The 20,517-nt window shown below is 44.9% G+C and carries 13 protein-coding genes and 3 pseudogenes; 4 read left to right on the forward strand and 12 right to left on the reverse strand.

Annotated elements, in window-relative coordinates; translation table 11 throughout:
- Positions 1–3 precede the first annotated feature (3 nt).
- Positions 4–1,137 carry a molecular chaperone DnaJ gene (gene dnaJ, locus EXU30_RS05545; protein WP_130598196.1) on the reverse strand — a complete coding sequence of 378 codons (1,134 nt, stop codon included), beginning with the start codon at positions 1,135–1,137 and terminating at the stop codon, positions 4–6.
- Between the two features lie 120 nt (positions 1,138–1,257).
- A complete protein-coding gene (gene dnaK / locus EXU30_RS05550) occupies positions 1,258–3,183 on the reverse strand; it encodes a molecular chaperone DnaK (RefSeq protein ID WP_130598197.1) in 1,926 nt (641 codons plus the stop codon).
- 355 nt (positions 3,184–3,538) lie between these two features.
- Here dnaK and EXU30_RS05555 point away from each other — a divergent pair, with 355 nt between their 5' ends.
- Entirely contained in the window at positions 3,539–4,438 is a 900-nt protein-coding gene (locus tag EXU30_RS05555) for a DMT family transporter (RefSeq protein WP_130598198.1), read from the forward strand.
- Positions 4,439–4,651: 213 nt separating this feature from the next.
- Complete coding sequence (locus EXU30_RS05560) at positions 4,652–4,975, forward strand: hypothetical protein (protein WP_130598199.1); 324 nt, start codon at positions 4,652–4,654, stop codon at positions 4,973–4,975.
- A gap of 152 nt (positions 4,976–5,127) precedes the next feature.
- Here EXU30_RS05560 and EXU30_RS05565 read toward each other — a convergent pair whose 3' ends face one another.
- The 4 genes and pseudogenes from EXU30_RS05565 to EXU30_RS05580 form a co-directional block, all read right to left on the reverse strand.
- Complete coding sequence (locus EXU30_RS05565) at positions 5,128–6,402, reverse strand: glutamate-5-semialdehyde dehydrogenase (RefSeq protein WP_130598200.1); 1,275 nt, start codon at positions 6,400–6,402, stop codon at positions 5,128–5,130.
- Between the two features lie 18 nt (positions 6,403–6,420).
- Positions 6,421–7,536: a glutamate 5-kinase gene (gene proB / locus EXU30_RS05570; protein ID WP_130598201.1), complete on the reverse strand. Its 1,116-nt coding sequence runs from the start codon at positions 7,534–7,536 to the stop codon at positions 6,421–6,423.
- A 208-nt stretch (positions 7,537–7,744) separates the two neighbouring features.
- Positions 7,745–9,033, reverse strand: a pseudogene (locus EXU30_RS05575) (NCS2 family permease).
- Between the two features lie 896 nt (positions 9,034–9,929).
- A pseudogene (locus EXU30_RS05580) lies at positions 9,930–11,485 on the reverse strand (M17 family metallopeptidase).
- 311 nt (positions 11,486–11,796) lie between these two features.
- Between EXU30_RS05580 and EXU30_RS05585 the strand changes: the two are divergent.
- Positions 11,797–13,257, forward strand: a complete 1,461-nt coding sequence (locus tag EXU30_RS05585) for an aminoacyl-histidine dipeptidase (RefSeq protein ID WP_130598202.1) — start codon at positions 11,797–11,799, stop codon at positions 13,255–13,257.
- 134 nt (positions 13,258–13,391) lie between these two features.
- Here the strand turns inward: EXU30_RS05585 and dinB are convergent.
- Positions 13,392–14,470: pseudogene (gene dinB / locus EXU30_RS05590) on the reverse strand (DNA polymerase IV).
- Between the two features lie 230 nt (positions 14,471–14,700).
- On the opposite strand from dinB, the gene EXU30_RS05595 reads away from it, so the two are divergent.
- The gene (locus EXU30_RS05595; protein WP_130598203.1) at positions 14,701–16,617 is read left to right on the forward strand and encodes a methyl-accepting chemotaxis protein; all 1,917 of its coding nucleotides are present in this window, start codon (positions 14,701–14,703) and stop codon (positions 16,615–16,617) included.
- 93 nt (positions 16,618–16,710) lie between these two features.
- On the opposite strand, the gene bfr (EXU30_RS05600) is transcribed toward EXU30_RS05595, so the two are convergent.
- The 5 genes from bfr (EXU30_RS05600) to nqrF all read right to left on the reverse strand — a co-directional run bounded on the left by bfr (EXU30_RS05600) (position 16,711) and on the right by nqrF (position 20,508).
- Positions 16,711–17,178 carry a bacterioferritin gene (gene bfr / locus EXU30_RS05600; RefSeq protein WP_130598204.1) on the reverse strand — a complete coding sequence of 156 codons (468 nt, stop codon included), beginning with the start codon at positions 17,176–17,178 and terminating at the stop codon, positions 16,711–16,713.
- Between the two features lie 16 nt (positions 17,179–17,194).
- Complete coding sequence (bfr, locus tag EXU30_RS05605; RefSeq protein ID WP_130598205.1) at positions 17,195–17,659, reverse strand: bacterioferritin; 465 nt, start codon at positions 17,657–17,659, stop codon at positions 17,195–17,197.
- Between the two features lie 211 nt (positions 17,660–17,870).
- Positions 17,871–18,092 carry a (Na+)-NQR maturation NqrM gene (gene nqrM, locus EXU30_RS05610; RefSeq protein WP_130598206.1) on the reverse strand — a complete coding sequence of 74 codons (222 nt, stop codon included), beginning with the start codon at positions 18,090–18,092 and terminating at the stop codon, positions 17,871–17,873.
- Between the two features lie 24 nt (positions 18,093–18,116).
- On the reverse strand, positions 18,117–19,130 hold the full coding sequence (locus EXU30_RS05615; protein WP_130598207.1) for an FAD:protein FMN transferase: 1,014 nt from the start codon (positions 19,128–19,130) through the stop codon (positions 18,117–18,119).
- A gap of 130 nt (positions 19,131–19,260) precedes the next feature.
- Positions 19,261–20,508 carry an NADH:ubiquinone reductase (Na(+)-transporting) subunit F gene (gene nqrF, locus EXU30_RS05620; protein ID WP_130598208.1) on the reverse strand — a complete coding sequence of 416 codons (1,248 nt, stop codon included), beginning with the start codon at positions 20,506–20,508 and terminating at the stop codon, positions 19,261–19,263.
- Between the last annotated feature and the right edge of the window lie 9 nt (positions 20,509–20,517).

Raw genomic sequence — 20,517 nt, forward strand, 5'->3', positions numbered from 1 at the left:
AGGCTAGCTATTTAAGTCCTGAAAGAACTTCTTCACGCCATCAAAGAAACCGTCAGCTTTAGGGCTGTGTTTCTTCGACTTACCTGTGAGCGTTGCTTCAAACTCACGTAGCAGTTCTTTTTGCTTTTCATTCAGGTTAACTGGCGTTTCCATCACAACCTTACATAGCAAGTCACCTACAGCGTGGCTACGCACTGACTTAACACCTTTACCGCGCAGACGGAACATGCGGCCAGTTTGGGTTTCAGCTGGGATCTTCAGGTTCACTTTACCATCTAAAGTAGGCACTTCAATCTCACCGCCTAATGCTGCTTTAGAGAATGAAATAGGCACTTCGCAGTACAGGTTGTTGCCGTCACGTGTAAAGATATTGTGCTCACGCACACTTACCTGAACGTATAGATCGCCTGGAGGCGCACCGAACTCACCCGCTTCACCTTCGCCCGATAGACGAATACGGTCGCCAGTATCAACACCTGCTGGGATCTTAACGCTAAGAGTTTTACTCTTCTCAACGCGACCTTCACCATGACACTTCTTACAAGGGTCTTTAATGATCTTACCGCGACCATTACAGGTAGGACAGGCTTGCTGAACCGCAAAGAAGCCCTGGCGCATTTGCACCTGACCTTGACCATGACAAGTACCACATGTGGTCGCAGATGTACCTTTTTTCGCACCGCTGCCATCACACTCATCACAGGTTGCTAGGGTCGGAATGCGTAGCTCTTTAGTTAAACCACGAACCGCTTCTTCTAGCGACAGCTCAAGGTTGTAGCGCAAGTCGCTACCGCGAGCCGCTTGACGTTGTCCGCCACCGCGACGACCGCCACCAAAGATGTCACCAAACACATCACCAAAGATGTCACCAAAGTCGCCTTGGCCACCAAAGCCACCGCCACCACGGTTAGGATCGACACCGGCGTGACCGAACTGATCGTAAGCCGCTTTCTTGTCGCTATCAGTTAAGATCTCGTAAGCTTCTTTGGTCTCTTTGAACTTAACTTCAGCTTCTTTATCACCAGGGTTACGGTCTGGGTGATACTTCATCGCTAGGCGCTTGTACGCCTTTTTAATCTCACGCTCTGAAGCGTCACGGCCGACACCTAGAACCTCATAATAATCGCGCTTTGACATAATATTTTTGTTTCTCGAAGACAGTGTGAATAACTAAAATTTTAAAAGACCAACTTATACAAACGGGCGTTAGAGGTGAACCTCTACGCCCGCTTCACAGTTAATTAGTCAATTGACCAATTATTTTTTGTCGTCTTTCACTTCTTCAAATTCAGCGTCAACAACATCGTCAGCAGGCTTAGCTTCTTCAGCGCCTTGTGCTTGTTCAGCACCTGGTGCACCTTGAGCTTGTGCTTTAGCTTGAGCAATTTCCATTAGCTTAGCTGACGCTTCCATTAGTGATTGAGTTGCTTTTTCAATCGCTTCTTTGTCGTTACCTTTAGTTGCAGTATCAACTTCAGCCATTGCCGCTTCGATTTTCTCTTTTTCGTCAGCAGGTAGCTCTTCGCCCGCTTCTTCGATTTGCTTCTTCGTCGCGTGAACCATGCCATCAGCTTGGTTACGTGCTTGAACTAGCTCTTCGAACTTAGCATCTTCGTCAGCATGCGCTTCTGCATCACGTACCATTTGCTCAACTTCTTCTTCACTTAGACCAGAAGAGGCTTTGATGGTGATGTTTTGTGCTTTACCCGTTTTCTTGTCAGTTGCTGACACGTGTAAGATACCGTCGGCATCAATGTCAAATGCAACTTCAATTTGTGGCATGCCACGTGGAGCTGGCTCAATACCTTCTAGGTTAAATTGACCTAGAGACTTGTTACCGCTCGCTTGCTTACGCTCACCTTGAAGTACGTGAATAGTTACCGCACTTTGGTTGTCGTCAGCAGTAGAGAAAGTTTGCGAAGCTTTAGTCGGGATAGTGGTGTTCTTCTCGATAAGCTTAGTCATTACACTACCCATGGTCTCAATACCTAGAGACAGAGGCGTCACGTCAAGTAGTAGTACGTCTTTCACGTCACCAGAAAGTACGCCCGCCTGAATTGCAGCACCTACTGCTACCGCTTCGTCTGGGTTCACGTCTTTACGTGGCTCTTTACCAAAGAATTCAGTTACTGCTTGTTGAACCTTAGGCATACGTGTTTGACCACCAACTAGAATCACTTCGTTGATGTCAGAAACTGAAAGGTCAGCGTCTGCTAGTGCAACTTTTAGTGGCTCTAGTGAGCGAGTGATTAGGTCTTCAACTAAAGACTCTAACTTAGCACGAGTGATCTTAACCACTAAGTGCTTAGGACCTGTTGCATCAGCAGTGATGTATGGCAGGTTCACTTCAGTTTGGTTAGTGCTAGAAAGCTCAATTTTCGCTTTCTCAGCCGCTTCTTTAAGACGCTGCATCGCTAGTGGATCTTGACGTAGATCCATGCTTTGTTCTTTTTTGAACTCATCAGCTAGGTAGTTAATTAGACGGTTGTCAAAGTCTTCACCACCTAAGTGAGTGTCACCGTTGGTCGCTAGTACTTCGAAAGTTTGGTCACCGTCATGGCTGTCAATTTCAATGATAGAGATATCGAAAGTACCACCACCTAAGTCGTATACAGCAACAATGTTGTCACCTTGCTTCTTGTCGATACCGTAAGCAAGTGCTGCCGCAGTTGGCTCGTTGATGATACGCTTAACGTCTAGACCAGCAATACGACCAGCATCTTTAGTTGCTTGACGTTGTGAGTCGTTGAAGTATGCAGGTACAGTAATTACTGCTTCAGTCACTTCTTCACCTAGGAAGTCTTCTGCAGTCTTTTTCATCTTTTTCAAGATTTCAGCAGAAACTTGTGGTGGAGCCATCTTGTTACCGCGTTGCTCAACCCAAGCGTCACCATTGTCAGCGCCAATGATTTTGAATGGCATGATGTCAACGTCGCGTTGTACTTCATCATCTTTAAAACGACGACCAATAAGACGCTTAATTGCAAAGAAAGTGTTAGCTGGGTTTGTCACAGCTTGACGTTTAGCAGGTTGACCTACAATTGTTTCATCATCGGTATATGCGATAATTGAAGGAGTAGTACGCTCACCTTCAGCATTTTCAATTACGCGTGGTGTATCACCGTCTAAGACTGCCAAACAAGAGTTGGTTGTGCCTAAGTCGATACCAATAATTTTACCCATGGGGTCCTCCGAAATGACGCTTTGCGTCGTAAACTTCTGTTATCTGATTGCTGATATGGGGTCAGGCGATTTAATTTCAAGCCCTTTTAGTTGCCCGCTGTATCATCCTTGATACCTATATAGGGACGACAAATTCTTTTACAAGGGCTAAAAAACAATTTTTTTAAGGATTTTTTCATATAGAAGGAAATTTGGTTCAATTGCTGCTTGCGGCTTAGATTACGCTTTACTAAACTAGACAATTGAATATTGTATACAATTCTGGCACCAACAATTTTGACGATTGATGGTAACTAACCGTGCTGAATTACCTTTACCTAACTTTTACCAAGCTAACCATTAACTGAGTATTATCTTGACTACCAATCAACTTGCTTATATCTATGCCCTTGGCGCTGTGCTGCTATGGTCTACCGTTGCCAGCGCATTTAAAATCGCCTTAAGTTATTTCACTCCGTTACAGCTAGTATTAGTTGCGGTAACCACTTCGATAATTGCGTTAGTCATCATCTTGCTAATACAAGGGAAGATGCACCTTGTAGGACGCCAGTTTAAACAAAAGCCTAAGTTTTACTTAGTTACTGGATTGCTGAACCCATTTCTGTATTACTTTGTGCTGTTTGAAGCGTACGACTTATTGCCTGCGCAACAAGCTCTGTCACTCAACTACACCTGGGCGATTCTGTTGCCTTTGCTTGCAGTGCCTATTCTTAAGCACAAACTGATGACAACCGATGTTATTTCAGCGCTGGTAGGTTATTGCGGCGTGTTTGTTATCGCAACTAAAGGGCAAATCACTGACTTTGAATTACAAAGCCCGCTAGGTGTGGCTCTTGCACTGACCAGCACACTCGTGTGGTGCAGTTACTGGATGGTCAATGCCAAAGACAAAGGTGATGCTATCGTCAGCTTATTACTGAGCTTTTTAGTGGGTCTGCCAATCGTATTATTCACTCTATTACTAACCCAGGAGTTACCCACGCTGAGTTTAAAAGGCTTGGCTGCAGGCATGTACGTAGGACTATTTGAAATGGGCGTGACTTTTGTGCTGTGGTTAATGGCGCTTAAACACACAGATAAAACGGCCAATGTCAGCACCATGGCCTTTTTAACCCCTATGCTGTCAGTAGGTTTTATCGCGTTTATTCTTGATGAGCCCATTGAAACGGCCACTTTTTTTGGCTTGGCAATGATTATTAGTGGGCTGATCATCCAACAATTAGGCGGAAAAATTGCTGCAAAACGTAATCAATAAGCGGTTCCATAATGACCTGAAAAGTGTGAATAAAGACGTCGAGTTGGAAGCAATTTAGGCTTGGGCTTACGATTCAAGCAAACGCTTGAGTTTTTTGTTTAACCCTAACCTACAATTAGCAAATACAACTCAGTGTCAAAAGCGAAAAATAACACTATCATCTCTGACTCTGCTCACTGGATGTGACAGATTAAATCAAGCGCTGGAGGGCTTATGGCAATCGGACTGCCAAGATGGAAATTTAAACAGTCAACTTCAAAATGGATGCGCATGGTAGTGCTATTCACCGTAGTATCTGTTCTAGGATTTGAAGCATGTATTGACGAAACCGCTACCCTTTTCCCTGCGATGCATTTTGCATTGTTTGCAATTGTCTCTCTTGCGCTGACCGATAATATTCAAGAGCATTACTTCACCTTTGTCACCGAGTACACCCAAGCTATTCGACTTGTGACCATTTTTCTTACCGGTGCCAGCTTTCTTGTATGGATTGTTACTACCATACAGCGCATTCAAACCTTGCCTTACGTGCAGTAAGCTATAGCAAGATAGTAACAAGGCAAAAGCAAGTGTCGTTTAGTCTTAATAGCAAAAAGAACATCAATGATGTGCTTTGCTACCGCGTGCAACCTATTAGCCTGCCTACTAATCCACATTGAATAGACCAAACTAGCTTCTCAATTTAAAAACTAACTGCGCGGTGTATAGTTTCCCCAAGCTAGCCACTTGTAGGTGGTTAGGGCTTCCAGTGCCATTGGACCACGAGCATGTAATTTTTGAGTACTAACGGCAACTTCAGCGCCTAAGCCAAACTGTGCTCCATCAGTAAAACGCGTGCTAGCGTTAACATATACAGCCGATGAGTCAACCTGATTAACAAACTCAGCCGCAACATGAATATTGTCAGTTAAAATCGCCTCAGAGTGACCACTTGAATGCTTGCGTATGTGGGCTACAGCCTCACTCATATCCGCAACTACCTTTACCCCAAGCGTTAATGACAACCACTCTGTTGAGTATGACTCATCATCAGCATCAGTTACTGCAATACCACAGCCAGCGAGCAAGGCTTTGGTTTGCTGACAGCCAACTAATTTAACTTGTTGTGCACCAAGCTCCTTGGCCAGTTGTGGTAAATAACTACTCGCAACTGACTCATGGATAAGCACAGTATCTAGCGCATTACACACTGTTGGGCGCTGCACCTTGGCGTTTACAATCACATCAGTTGAGCGGCTTAAGTCGGCATCGGCGTCGACATACATATGGCAAATACCAATACCGCCTAAAATCACCGGAATTGTAGCTTGCTCAGCGCAAAGTCGCTGCAGGTTTTGGCCGCCGCGTGGAATAATCATATCTACGTACTGATCAAGCTTTAATAGCTCAGTCACTAAAGCTCTATCTGCAGAGGTGATTAACTGCACCGCATCAGCAGGTAAACCATGCTCGACAATTGCTGCGCGAATGACTTCACTTAGTGCTTTATTGGAGTTAATGGTCTCTTTACCGCCACGCAGAATGACCGCATTACCGGTTTTAAGCGCCAACACAGCAATATCAACGGTTACATTTGGTCGCGCTTCGTAAATCACACCTATCACGCCAAGGGGCACGGCGCGACGAGTTAAACGCAGGCCATTATCAAGGAGCTTGTTGTCGGTCTCTTTCCCGACAGGATCATCAAGGCTTATCACGTTTTCAATATCGCCGATAATGCCATTTAAACGTGACTCGTCTAGCAATAGACGGTCGATTAATGCATCAGTCAAGCCATTGTCTTTCGCCTGTGCAATATCTTTGGCATTAGCTTGTAAAATCAGCTCGATGTTGTCACTTAAACGCGCTTTAATTGTGCTAAGCAGTGCGGATTTTTGCGCAGCAGTAAGGTTGGCCAGAGCAAAACTCGCCTCCTTTGCCTGCTGACCTAGCTGCACTAAACTGATTTGTGAATTATCTGACATGGTATTTCCCCTATTCCTTTAGCTGTTTAGCCCTAGTACAACCATATCGTTGCGATGAATGACCGCACCACCATAGCTATAACCTAATAAATTTTCGATTTGATTTGAGTGCTGAGCTGCAATTTGTGTCATGGCATTTGCGCTGTAGCGCGCCATACCTTTCGCAATCGTTTTGCCTTGTTGATTAAGCACCAAAATGGTTTCTCCACGGGCGAAATGGCCTTCAACTTTAGTTAAGCCTTTTGACAGCAAACTGCGTCCTTGATTGACCACCGCATTAACTGCGCCATCGTCAATCGTGATTTGTCCTTGGGTAGTTGGGCCAGCGAGGATCCATTGCTTGCGGCTTTCAAGTGGGTTTTCAATGGCGCTAAAGTGAGTGCCCACTTGCTCTTTGGCTGCAATCTCAGCAATAACATCGTTATGATGACCCGAAGCAATTACCACCTCAATGCCAGCGCGGCGCGCAATATCAGCAGCTTGCAGCTTAGTCGCCATACCGCCAGTACCTAGCCCTGAAATAGCGCCACCAGCCAACTTGCGTAAACTGTCATCAATATTAACCACTTGCTTAATCAACTTAGCATCTGCATTTGATCGCGGGTCGGCGTCAAATAGCCCTTGCTGGTCGGTTAATAAAATCAGTAAGTCGGCATCACAAAGCAGCGCTGCTCGGGCGGACAAGTTGTCATTGTCGCCCACTTTGATTTCTGTGGTGGCAACAGCATCATTTTCGTTAATGATTGGAATAATGTTGTTATCGAGCAGCGCATTTAAGGTATCGCGAGCATTAAGATAGCGCTCACGGTCTTGCAGATCAGCGCGAGTTAATAGCAACTGCCCTACATGCAGCCCATAAATACTGAAAAGTTGTGACCAGGCCAGAATAAGCTGGCTCTGGCCTACCGCCGCTAATAGCTGCTTATTGGGCATAGTGTCGGGGTAGCTGGGGAAATTTAAATGCTCACGGCCTGCGGCAATCGCGCCCGAGGTGCACAACACAACTTCAACGCCCGCTTTCATTAACGCGGCCATTTGCCTTGCTAACTCCACCATGTGTGCCTTATCAAGCTGTTGACTGCCTGATGTCAGCACACTGGTGCCCAATTTAATCACTACTCGACGGTAACTCATTACACCTACTCTAAAAGCACGAACCTTAACTGACTGAATCTAGCGAAAGTTACATGCATGAAAAAAGATCCAACTATTTTTATAGCGAATTCGTTTTTCAATTGATAGCGAAGATCTGTCATGTAGCGACAAATTGTAGAAGATTTTGAGATATCACATAAAAAAGGGTTATGCATTGCATAACCCTTAAAATACTCAGCGATTTTACTTAACCATATATAAACTTAATCACAAATAATGCGGCGATCACTAAAATCCCTGCATTGAGGTCTTTTACGCGACCTGTCATCAGTTTGATAGCGGCATATGAGATAAAACCAAAACCAATGGCATTAGCAATTGAGAAGGTCAACGGCATAAGCAAACAGGTCACCACAACCGGCGCTGCTTCAGTAATATCTTCCCACTCAACATTAACCAAACCTGACATCATTAAGATAGCCACATAAAACAAGGTACCCGCTGTTGCATATGGCGGCACCATGCCAGCAAGTGGTGAGATAAACAAACAAGCAATGAACATCAGGCCAACGATGACTGCGGTTAAACCAGTACGTCCACCTGCACTCACGCCAGCTGTGCTTTCGATGTAACTGGTTGTGGTTGAAGTCCCATAGCCGCGCCAGCAATAGTCGCGACACTGTCTGCCGTCAGAGCACGTTTTACCCGTGGTAAACGGCCTTTGTCATCAAGGAAACCACCACGCTGCGCCACCGCAACTAAAGTGCCTGAGGTATCAAATAGATCAACAAATAAGAAGGCAAAAATTACCGAAATCATGCTTATTTCAAGCACACTCGATAAATCCATCTTCATAAAGGTTGGCGCAATAGAAGGCGGCGTAGACACTAAGCCAGCGTACTGCACATCGCCGAAAATCATCCCTAGAACCGTGATAATGATGATGCTCAAAATCACCGCGGCTTTCATGCCACGATAAACCATGGCAATAATTAAGAAGAAGCCAAGCGCTGCCATTAATGCCGGGAATGAAGTGATATCACCCATTGTCACTAATGTGGCAGGGCTAGCCACCACAATACCGGCACTCTTAAGGCCAATTAACGCCAGGAATAGACCAATACCTGCCGCAATACCAAATCGCAGCGACATAGGAATTGAGTTAACAATCCATTCGCGAATGCGCACTAAGGATAAAATTAAAAAGCACACTCCCGACATAAATACCGCGCCCAGTGCGGTTTCCCAGCTGTAACCCATTTCTCCCACAACTGTGTAGGTAAAGAACGCATTCAGCCCCATGCCTGGCGCCAACGCAATTGGGTAGTTCGCCACCAGCCCCATAATTAAACAACCCAGCGCAGCAGCTAAACAAGTCGCGACAAATACTGCGCCTTGGTCCATTCCTGCATCTGCAAGCATCATAGGGTTAACGAAAATAATGTACGCCATGGTCAAGAAGGTGGTTAAACCGGCAACGACTTCTTGCTTTAGCGTGGTGTTGTTTTGTTTAAGTTTAAAAAGTTTTTCTAACATGGAACCATGTTCCTTGGTGTAGGTGATCTAGACAATGATTTGGATTTGTATCGCCGACTGTTTTAATTATGAAACGGCAGTACAGAATGTTAAGCAAATTAACAACTTCGCGAGCGGAATTATAGTGATTTATACTCCATATAGCTATTAAATAGCAGCTTATGTCGCGCTGGTACGGTCGCAGTTCTTGTGGACATGTGAACTAGATAAGGTTTGCGTTCTCAGTTGAGAACATAGTGGTGATTCAGGAGAAAAATAACCAAAAAAAAGCCTACTCAAAAGAGTAGGCTGACATATTCATGCGTCCCATTTGGGGAAAGGAATGCAAGCATCACTAATTGTGATGAAGATAACCGACAAGGTCGCTTATCCTAAGTCTAAAAGTCTCTCGACTAACAAAAGGGGTGGAAAGTTGATGATAAAAGGTGGACAAACCTTTACTTCATCGGATACAGACCACGTTGCAGAACTTTCGTATCAAGCCAAAAGTTTTGCCAAAATACATTACGATTACCTAAGTAAGACATAGCTATTCTCCAAAAAAGTTGTTTAAAAACCTAGTAAAGCTTGGCTCGGTTCCTTGGAACTAACTTTTTCTCAATCCATAGAGACAACTTAGTGCTCGGATCCTTGGAGAAGATATCCTTCCTGGATAATACTAGAATCAAGAGTCCCCTCTCGACGAAAACAATTATACAAAAATGTAATTTAATTACAAGAATTATTTTCAAAATTTATTTTTAACGCATAATGCAGAAATTATATTACAATTTCGTCATATAAATGAGGTTTTAGTACACAAAATCATCAAAAAAGCCGACATGCGCCTCATTGAGAGTGACATATCGGCTTTTTTATTGTGAAACGCTCCATGCTAGCAGGAGCGATAGGTTGTTTTACTTACGACAAATGTATTGATACAGGCTCACTAAAGGGTTAGCAGTTGGTTTGCCATAAAGCGGGTCACCTTCAGTGGCGCTGCCGGCAATATCCACATGGGTATAAGCAATTGGCTTGTCACTGCCGACACCATGCTCTGCAATACCCGATGCCTTAATTAAAAATGCTGCAGGGAATTGGTGACCACGCGCGGTGATTGATGAAGGCGCATTGTTTGACGAGATCACATCACAGGCGCCGTTTTTATCAGCAATTCTGTCAAAATCATCTGGGCGTAGGTATGACAGCTCAGCAGGCTCCCCCATAAGGTACCCACTTGCTGTAGCTCGCTTGCCACTTGCATGTTACGTGCAACAGCATTCTCTACCAAAGCCGTGTAGCCGCCATAAGCACGCACCACGTGCCCTGTTAATGTGGCAACACTAAACATTTGCGGTGCAGACTCACTTTCACACTCTAGCGCTTGCTGCTTAAGGTGTGACATTACATCAGCAAGCACTAAACGCCCTTCAGCATCGGTATTACCAATACGCACGCGCACGCCTGCATGGCTAGTAATAATCTCATCGGTGACAAACGCTTCGCTACCTATGCTGTTGCGCACTAATCCAAGCTCTGCAACAACCCGTACTCCCTTGGGTTGGGTGACAGCTAGTGCTTTCATCACACCCGCTACCGCCGCTGCGCCGCCTTTGTCACGACTCATGCCAGCCATGGCGCCGCCAACTTTTAAATCTGCGCCGCCAGTGTCATACACCACACCTTTACCCGCTAAAAAGTACGACTGCTCAATCTCGCCCACACCGACATATTCAAGGCGCACGACCCGAGGATGATGACGCGCAACATCAAACGAGCAGCGACCGACAGCGCTGAGTAACGGATAATCTTTAACTAGTGTGGCTTTATCTTCTATTACACTGCATTTAATTACAGTGTCTTTAAATGCTTGCTGACAATACTCAGCAAACTTAATCGCGCTCATTTGCTCAGGCTCAGTGCCGCACAAGTCACGAGCTAATGACTGACCAAGCGAGATTGCATCAGCCTCTGCTGCCACACTGTCATCTTGCGCTTGCTCAACTAACAGGCCAATCTGCTCGATATTAGGAGTTAGGCCTGTCGCGAGGCGGGTTTCTAGCGGCTGCCATAGGCTTTGATTACAGGCAATGGCTGCTACCGAGCGTGCAAACTGGTAGCGGCTATCACTTGAGCTCGCTACTACGAGTAAAGGTTTTACAGCGCCAGCTTGCTCAGCAATTTCAATACCTGCACGGGCAGCTTTAGCGTATTGGCGCACATCAACATATTCATTATCAATATCTGCCACTGGAGAAATCACTAAGCGGCCACCTGCAAGACCTGGTGCAAATAACAAGGTGGCTGACTTACCTACGCGTTTATCGACCTGTGCACCATGGGCGGCGAGCAGTTTTATTTCTTGTTGTTCAATGGCATCAAGACTTGGCGTGACAACCACTACCGCATCCCACTTATCTTCGGCAAAAATGGCATCGGCTTGGTTTACACCTACAATCGGGCTGTGAAACATGGGCATTCCTTTAACTGGGTTTAAAATTTTTGGCTCACAACTTGGGTCTGAACTGCCACCTAGGTTTGAGCGGGTGAAGTTATATTTACAGAAAATGCGACCCAAACCAATCTCATTTCGATTTTATCGTCACGGTCGTCGATCAGACTGTGAGCGAAGTGTGCTAAAGTGCCTATCCATTAGCGAATGCCAACCGATTGGCATGAAAGCAAACAATAAATAGCGACGCTATTAACTCCCTGTAGCTAGAATCCATAAACTGGGAGTAGCAAGCGCCGCAGCATAAACAACGACTAATTGAGGGCTCAATCGTGACCGCAATCAACCAATTATATCCTCAACCGCTTTGGCAATGGTTTGAACAAATCTGTGCCATTCCTCACCCATCAAAGTTCGAACAAGCTTTATCGCAGCATATTCAAGATTGGGCAAATGCTCAGGGCTTGAATGTAGTTGAAGACAAAGTCGGTAACCTAATCATCAAAAAACCAGCCACACCTGGTATGGAAGATCGCAAAGTTGTTGCCCTGCAAGCCCATATTGATATGGTGCCGCAAAAAAATGCTGACAAAGAGCATGATTTTGAAAAAGACCCAATCGAAGCTTATGTTGATGGTGAGTGGGTAAAAGCTAACGGCACGACACTCGGTGCAGATAATGGTATTGGCATGGCATCGGCACTGGCTATTTTGGGCAGCAGCGACATTAAACACGGCCCATTAGAAGTATTGCTAACCATTGATGAAGAAGCAGGCATGACAGGCGCATTTGGTCTTGAAGCTGGCATGCTTGATGCTGAGATTCTGATCAACACAGACTCAGAGCAAGAAGGCGAGATCTACATGGGCTGTGCTGGCGGCGTTGACGGTCAAATCTCTGTGCCAATGACATGGCAAGCACCTGAGCAAGATAATGCTAGCTACCGCTTAACTTTATCTGGTTTAAAAGGTGGTCACTCGGGTGTCAACATTCACCTAGGCCGCGGTAACGCCAACAAGCAACTTGCACGCTTCTTATTTGAATATGCTGACAACCTAGCACTTGAGTTAGTCGACTTTACTGGTGGCTCGCTGCGTAATGCTATCCCACGTGAAGCAAACATTAGTTTTATGCTGCCTGCAGATAACGTTGAGTTACTTGAGCAAAACATTGCCCAGTTTCAGGCAACCATTCGTGCAGAGCTAGCCATTGCAGACCCAGATATGACCTTAACTCTGGAAGCGATTGACTCGCCTACTAAAGTAATGAGCGAAACTGCGCAGAATAGCTTAATTGATTTACTTAATGCTTGCCCGAACGGCGTGATGCGTATGAGTGATGAAGTTGAAGGCGTAACTGAAACATCACTAAACGTTGGTGTGATTTCTACCGAGGAAGAGCAAGTTCAAATCTTGTGCCTTATCCGCTCGCTTATCAACTCAGGTCGCGACGAAATTGAAGGCATGTTGACGTCACTAGCTCATTTGAGCGGTGCAGGCATCGAGTTTAGCGGTGCTTACCCAGGTTGGAAGCCAGATAATAGCTCACCTGTTATGGAAATTGTGCGCGCAACCTACAACGGCATTTACAAGAAAGACCCTACCATTATGGTTATTCACGCGGGTCTTGAGTGTGGTCTATTTAAAGAGCCGTACCCGAACATGGACATGGTATCCATTGGTCCAACTATCCGCTTCCCACACAGCCCAGATGAAATGGTCAACATCACCACTGTTGGTCAATACTGGGAGTTACTACTTGCGGTGCTAGAGAATATTCCAGCGAAAAGCTAATTATCTCAAATAAGGCGAAAACATCGAAAAGGCTGCATTTGCAGCCTTTTTTTATTGAAAACAGCATTACTGAATGAGTATTAAGACCTAGGTGTTTAGAGGTAAACATTAGTACACCAAGTTGCTGTAATTACTTAAAGCGGCAAATCAAGTTGAGAGCTTTGTGCAACATGAGTTACAGCTTGGCCTTGCGCCTCACCTGCAAGCCCGACACTCACGCCCAGTAAACGAATACCTCTGCCATTGGCACGCTTTAAGGCATCTTCAAGCAAACTAGCGAACAAGTTGACTGACAGCTCATCGCTACGATGCTCAATCGTAGTTTGCTTAAAATCATTAAATTTCAGCTTAACCACTTGCTTGTTAATGCTTCTATCTTTAGCACTACGCTGCATTCGCGATGACAACTCTTGAATAAGTTGCGGCATCACCTGCTGACATTGGCTTAGGGTATAAATGTCTTTTGCTAAGGTGGTTTCAACCCCACCGACTTGCGCACGCGATTAGGGCTAATGGCTCTTTCATCACGCCCATAAGCACGCTCATGCAAGACAACGCCAAACTTACCAAAGCGCTGCACTAACGCCTGCTTTGGGTAATTCTGCACATCCTCACAGGTATTCAAACCAAGATCAGCAAGCTTTTTGGCGGTAACCTTGCCAACGCCGGGGATCTTTTTCAGAGCTAAGGGTTTAATAAACTGCGCTATGTCATCAGGGCGAATGACATACTGACCATTGGGTTTATTTAGATCTGAAGCAATCTTGGCAAGAAACTTAACTGGCGCTACACCAGCTGATGCTGTCAGCCCAGTTTGCTGATAAATCTCATCGCGTATCGCCTGTGCCATTAAGGTGGCACTGCCCTTACACAATTGGGTATCTGTGACATCCAGATAGGCTTCATCTAGCGATAAAGGCTCAATAAGGCTGGTATAGCTCTTAAAGATTTCGCGAATTTGCGCCGAAACATCTTTGTAAACTTGCATCCTTCCTGGCACCAAAGTCAGGTCTGGGCAAAGCTGCAACGCTTGATGACTACTCATGGCTGAGCGCACCCCAAAAGCACGCGCTTCATAATTACAAGTACTGATCACCCCACGCCTATCACTTCTGCCCCCCACAGCTAATGGCTTCCCCCTTAGTTCGGGGAAGTCACGCATTTCTACAGCGGCGTAGTAACAGTCCATGTCGATATGAATTATTTTTCGCATCTGTTGCTCATATCAGTGACCAAAAAACGATTACCACAATATTACTGTATAAAAAAACAGTATTCAACAAAACCTGTTATTTGGTTAGAGCAGGGAACAGAAACGCCCTCAAAAGCGGCAAGTCACATTTTGTATAACACTGATACAAGAATATTGATGAAGTTAGCAGTTTAATTAGCATACTATCCTTAGAATAATAAAAAGTATAATAATACAATTAGGATAAGCTAATGAAAAAGCTCGGCTTTAAAGCAAGTTTACTCTCTGCTATGACAGGACTGCTGATGTTGTCTCTGCTCATTAGTAGCCTAGTAACCTATGTGCAATTTAAAGACAGTGTGCAAGATGCGCTGGTACAAAACATTCACCATGTGATTGAACAAAAAGTTATCGAGATTAAATCTCGCTTTGAGCGCACAACCAGCGCGGTCACTGAGCTAGCCATGCTCTATCGTCAAGAAAATGGTCAAAATCAACATAGCCACGTGGCTATGACGCAATACACAGCAAAACTGGGCGGCGTGAGCAAAGTGATCATAGGCTTTGATGATGGCAGCAGCTATGTGTCTAAAGCCTCAGAGTCATTTCCTAATGGTGTGGGTATCGTATCTAAGTATGACCCTCGAACTCGTCCCTGGTATCAAGCAGGTAAGCGCTCTCGTGGCATTAGCCTAAGCGATGTGTTCTTTACCCGCACTGATGCGATACCAATGCTCGGAGTGATGCATCAAATTGATGGCGGCATCATCATGGCTGACCTCCGCTTTGACCAACTTACCTCAGAGCTAAACAAGCTCAATGAAATTGAAGGCGCTACGGGCTTTATCGTCAATAAACAGGGACTAGTACTGGCTTCTACCTCGCCTTTTATCGAGGCAAAACAAAACATCAATGATATAGCCGACTTAAAGCAAGTGTCCCAACAAGCTTTGGGGGTCAACCAAAGTGTGGCAACTCACGAGCTCAATGGCGAGGCCACATTAGTTGCCAGCAAACGTATCGAGCTGATTGATAACCAAGAGTGGTACGTCATTGTTACTGTGGATGAGTCCAGCGCGTTTGCCCCGCTATACCAAGCAACGTTTAAATTACTATTGGTTGTGATTCTAGTATTGACTGCTTCGGTAGCGGGATTGCTCGTCGTGCTCAACAAGCTGTACTTACCAATTGCTGAGCTGCGCACTTTAGTGACGGAGCTATCTCAAGGTAACGGCGATCTCACCAAACGTCTTGAAGTTAAATGCAATGACGATATAGGTAAAATTGCCAGTGGCATTAACCAGTTCATTAGCCAGCTACAAAGTATGATGAAAGAAATAAATCAGGCGACTGTTGCACTGTCATCTGGCGTACATTCTCTACAACAATTCAGTGAGCATTCTCAGCAAATTTTAACCTCACACACCAGCGAAACCACACAAATCGTGACCGCGATAGAGCAGCTATCGAATACCGCTGAAATGGTTGAAGCCAATACAGTAGAAGCGGCGAAGCACACTCATGAAGCGCATCACAGCGGCGCCCATTCTTTGAAAACTATCGAGTCGACCCAGCAAGGTATTCTTGCCCTTGCGAGTCAAATCAACGAAACCGCTGGCAAAGTTGAGCATATGAACAATGAGACGAGTTCAATTCAGTCCATTGTTGATGTAATTGGCGCCATTGCCGAGCAAACCAACTTACTGGCACTTAACGCCTCGATTGAAGCAGCTAGAGCCGGTGAGCAAGGCAGAGGCTTTGCGGTGGTTGCTGATGAAGTGCGCGCACTAGCGAGTCGCACCCAAACCAGCACCAGTGAGATTGAGCAGGCATTAGCTCAGTTAAAATCTGAAGCAACCAATGTAGTGGCATCGATTGCCTCAACAGAGCAAGCGTGTGGCACAACCGTTGAAGAAGTGGCGGATACCTCTGCAAGCTTGCAACAGATGAGCGTGATTATGGATGAGATCAATGCGCTAAATAGCCAGAACTCAACCTCAGCTAGCGAGCAAAATCAGGTTATTCAGGCGATTAACCTCAACATGCATCAGATCCACGATATGGTAGAAACCTTGAATAAAGAGGGGCAACTGCAGCAACAAGAAACCGCTAATATTGCCGAAATCAATGACAAGCTGTCAGGCTTGATTGGTCAATTTAAGCTTTAGTCTTAGATAAACACTACGGCCAGAGCAAACAATGCTATAAACAAAAACGCCGCTAATACGTTAGCGGCGTTTTTTGTATAGCAGAGTATGCAATTACATTTGCTTTTGCAGGTAATTTTGCAGACCCACTCGCTCGATTAGGCGTAGTTGCTTCTCAAGCCAGTACATGTGATCCGACTCAGTATCATCGAGTAAAACTTCAAGCAGCTCGCGAGTTTGGTAATCACCCTTTTCTTCACAAAGTGCAATCACCTTACGTAAGTCTTCAGCAACCTTGTATTCGTACTGAAGGTCATTCTCAAGCATCTCTTTAACGTCTTTACCAATGTTTAGCGCTTCGCGGCTAGCAACATCTGGTGTACCTTCTAAAAATAAGATGCGCTGAACCAATTTTGCCGCATGCACTTTCTCATCGTCTGACTCATGCAAAATACGGGTATATAATTCGTTCAAGCCCCAATCTTCGTACATGTGGGCGTGAACAAAATACTGATCCATTGCTGATAGCTCGCCAGTCAACAATGAGTTTAATGCGTCGATAACCTCTTGATGGCCTTTCATGATAAATATCCTTAACTTACATTTGTGACTGTAGGTAGTTCTCTAAACCGGTCTTAGTGATGAGATCTTGCTGGGTTTCAATCCAGTCAATGTGCTCTTCTTCATCTTCAAGCAACTCTTCTAGCAAGTCGCGACTCATATAGTCACGCTCATCTTCACACAGCTTGATCGCTTTACGTAGCTCTGCAACTTGCTCTGTTACAGCTTCCATATCGCACTGCAGCATTTCTTCAGTGTCCTCACCAATACGTAGCTTGTCTAGCTGTTGCAGGTTTGGAAGGCCTTCAAGAAACAACACACGCTCAATTAATTTGTCGGCGTGTTTCATGTCTTGAATCGACTTTTTGTACTCTTTGCTGTTGAGCTGGTCTAAACCCCAGTGCTTAAACATACGCGCATGGAGAAAATATTGATTAATGGCAGTTAACTCAAAAGTTAACACGCGATTAAGCTGAGCGATGACGTTTGGCTTGCCTTTCATTGTCTTGTCCCTAATCAGTGAACTTGATCTAGATCAATTTCACACAGAATAGTACAGCTGAAGTCTAAAGTAAATTTTTTCTTTAATTTCATACACTTAATACTGATAAGCATTCTCATTTTTACTTAGCTTAGTATCTGTTGTACAAAATTAAATCACAAAAAAAGCCTTCAAAATGAAGGCTCTTTACAATGTGATTCGCAACATCTGGTTAAATAATACGGTTTTTTTCAAGCTTGGCACGGCGCTCTTCTTCCGCCATTCGGCGCTTGCGCTTGTCACATGGGTCATCACAATCACAGGCTTTTTCGATGCCAAGTACGCCTAGACCACCGCAGCTACCCTCAACGGCTTTCTTTTTGATGATGTAGCCCACAGACATTAATACGAAAAACAGCATTAAAATAACGAATGCGGCAATAAATGTACTCATATACGACTCCGATACAACACGAGGCTATTGCACATATGGCAAAAACGCATCGCTATAATGAATTTGATAACCATGGGGCTGCTTTTCAATCAACATTATCGCCAAATCTAACTCACTGGCAAGCGCTAATGATGCTTCGGTGCCCATTACCATCATGGCAGTTGCGTAACCGTCTGCTGACATACTGCTCGGGTGCAGCACAGTTACCGACGCTAACTTATGGTTGATAGGGTAACCGGTTCGCGGGTCAATAAGATGAGAAAAACGCACACCTTTGTCTTCAAAGTAATTACGATAATCACCCGATGTCGCCATCGCCATATCTTTTAGGCTAATGACTTTCGACACCTCGCGCCCCGTCGCATCAGGTTGCTCAATCGCAACTCGCCAAGGTTGACCATCAAGTTTGTGACCTTTGACACTGATCTCGCCACCAACTTCAACTAAATAACCAGACACTTGGTATTTGTCTAATACAGCTGCAACAACATCTACGCCAAACCCTTTCGCGATAGATGATAAATCGACGTATAAATCTGAGTTATGTTTAACTAAATGCCCTGGTTCAATCGAGACACCTTCTATACCCATTTTTGCTTTAGCAATGTCAATATCGAGCTTACTCGGTACCTTGATCGGCCGTTTTTCTGGACCAAAGCCCCAAAGATTAATCAATGGGCCTAAGGTGACATCTAATGCGCCATCGGTTTGTTCATAGAGCTTAATCGCTTCTTGAAGCACTAAAATCGTATCTTGCGACACTCGAGTACGTTGACCAGCCTTAGATAGGTTAAATTGCGACAACTCAGACGCTGGTCGATAAGTCGACATCTGATTGTTCACCCGCTCAAGCGCCATATCGATTTCGGCCTGAAGCAATTGCTCGTCGGGGAGATGTTTATTAGGTACCAACTTAATATGGTAAGTGGTGCCCATAGTACGCCCTGCTAAGCTGACCAATTGTGGCTGACTGCAGGCGCTGACAACAAGGACCAATATCAACAGTGACAACAGCTTGGTTATATATCTCATTATCATTCTTTTTGGTTTATACCAATTGGTATTAGCTCTTTATTAGAGCCGTCAAAATAAAAATTGCAGCTTGTTTAACATGTACCTCCATGTTCAACAAAGCTGCAATTCCGTTTACTTAGATGATGGTTTAGCGTTAACCGCCAAAGTCATCCAGTAGGATGTTCTCATCCTCAACACCTAAGTCTTTAAGCATACCAATTACGGCAGCGTTCATCATTGGTGGGCCACACATGTAGAATTCACAATCTTCTGGCGCTTCATGATCGCGTAGATAGTTCTCATAAAGCACATTGTGAATAAAGCCGGTGTAACCGTCCCAGTTGTCTTCTGGCTGAGGATCAGACAGAGCAACATGCCACTCGAAGTTATCATTGGTTGACGCTAGGCCGTCGAAATCTTCTACATAGAACATTTCGCGCTTAGAACGTGCACCGTACCAGAAGCTCATCTTACGCTTAGAGTTAAGACGCTTAAGCTGATCGAAGATATGTGAACGCATTGGCGCCATACCTGCACCACCACCAATAAATACCATTTCAGCGTCAGTGTCTTTTGCGAAGAATTCACCAAATGGACCTGAAATCGTCACTTTATCGCCAGACTTAAGGCTCCAGATGTACGATGACATCTTACCACAAGGTAGGCTTAGGTTACGTGGAGGCGGCGTAGCAATACGCACGTTCAACATGATGATACCGAACTCTTCTGGGTAGTTCGCCATCGAGTATGCACGAATGGTTTCTTCATCAACTTTTGACTCCAGGTCAAAGAAGCCGAAGTGTTCCCAGTCGCCACGGTACTCTGCAGGTACATCGAAGTCTGCATACTTAACATGGTGTGCAGGCGCTTCAATTTGGATATAACCACCGGCGCGGAACGGCACTGACTCACCGTCAGGGATCTTAAGTTTAAGCTCTTTAATGAAGGTCGCTTTGTTATCGTTAGAGATAACTTCACATTCCCACTTCTTAATACCAAAGATTTCTTCGTCTAGCTCGATTTCCATGTCAGTTTTAACATTTACCTGGCAAGAAAGACGACAACCTTGACGCGCTTCACCTTTACTAATGTGGTCAAGCTCAGTCGGCAGGATATCACCACCGCCTGACTTTACATTCACACGACACTGGCCACATGAGCCACCGCCACCACATGCGCTTGATACGAAAATACCGTTACTTGCCAACGCGCCTAGTAGCTTACCGCCAGCTTCGGTTTCAAATGCTTTGTCAGCATCACCATTGATGCCAATCTTAATGCTACCACTTGCCACAAGCTTAGATTTAGCGAACAAAATCACTAATACTAAGATCAAGACAATCGCAGTAAACATGCTCACACCTAGATAAACATCTATTGGTGTAGATTCAAGAATACCCATTTACTTATC

Source organism: Shewanella maritima (assembly GCF_004295345.1).
GTDB classification, from domain to species: domain Bacteria; phylum Pseudomonadota; class Gammaproteobacteria; order Enterobacterales; family Shewanellaceae; genus Shewanella; species Shewanella maritima.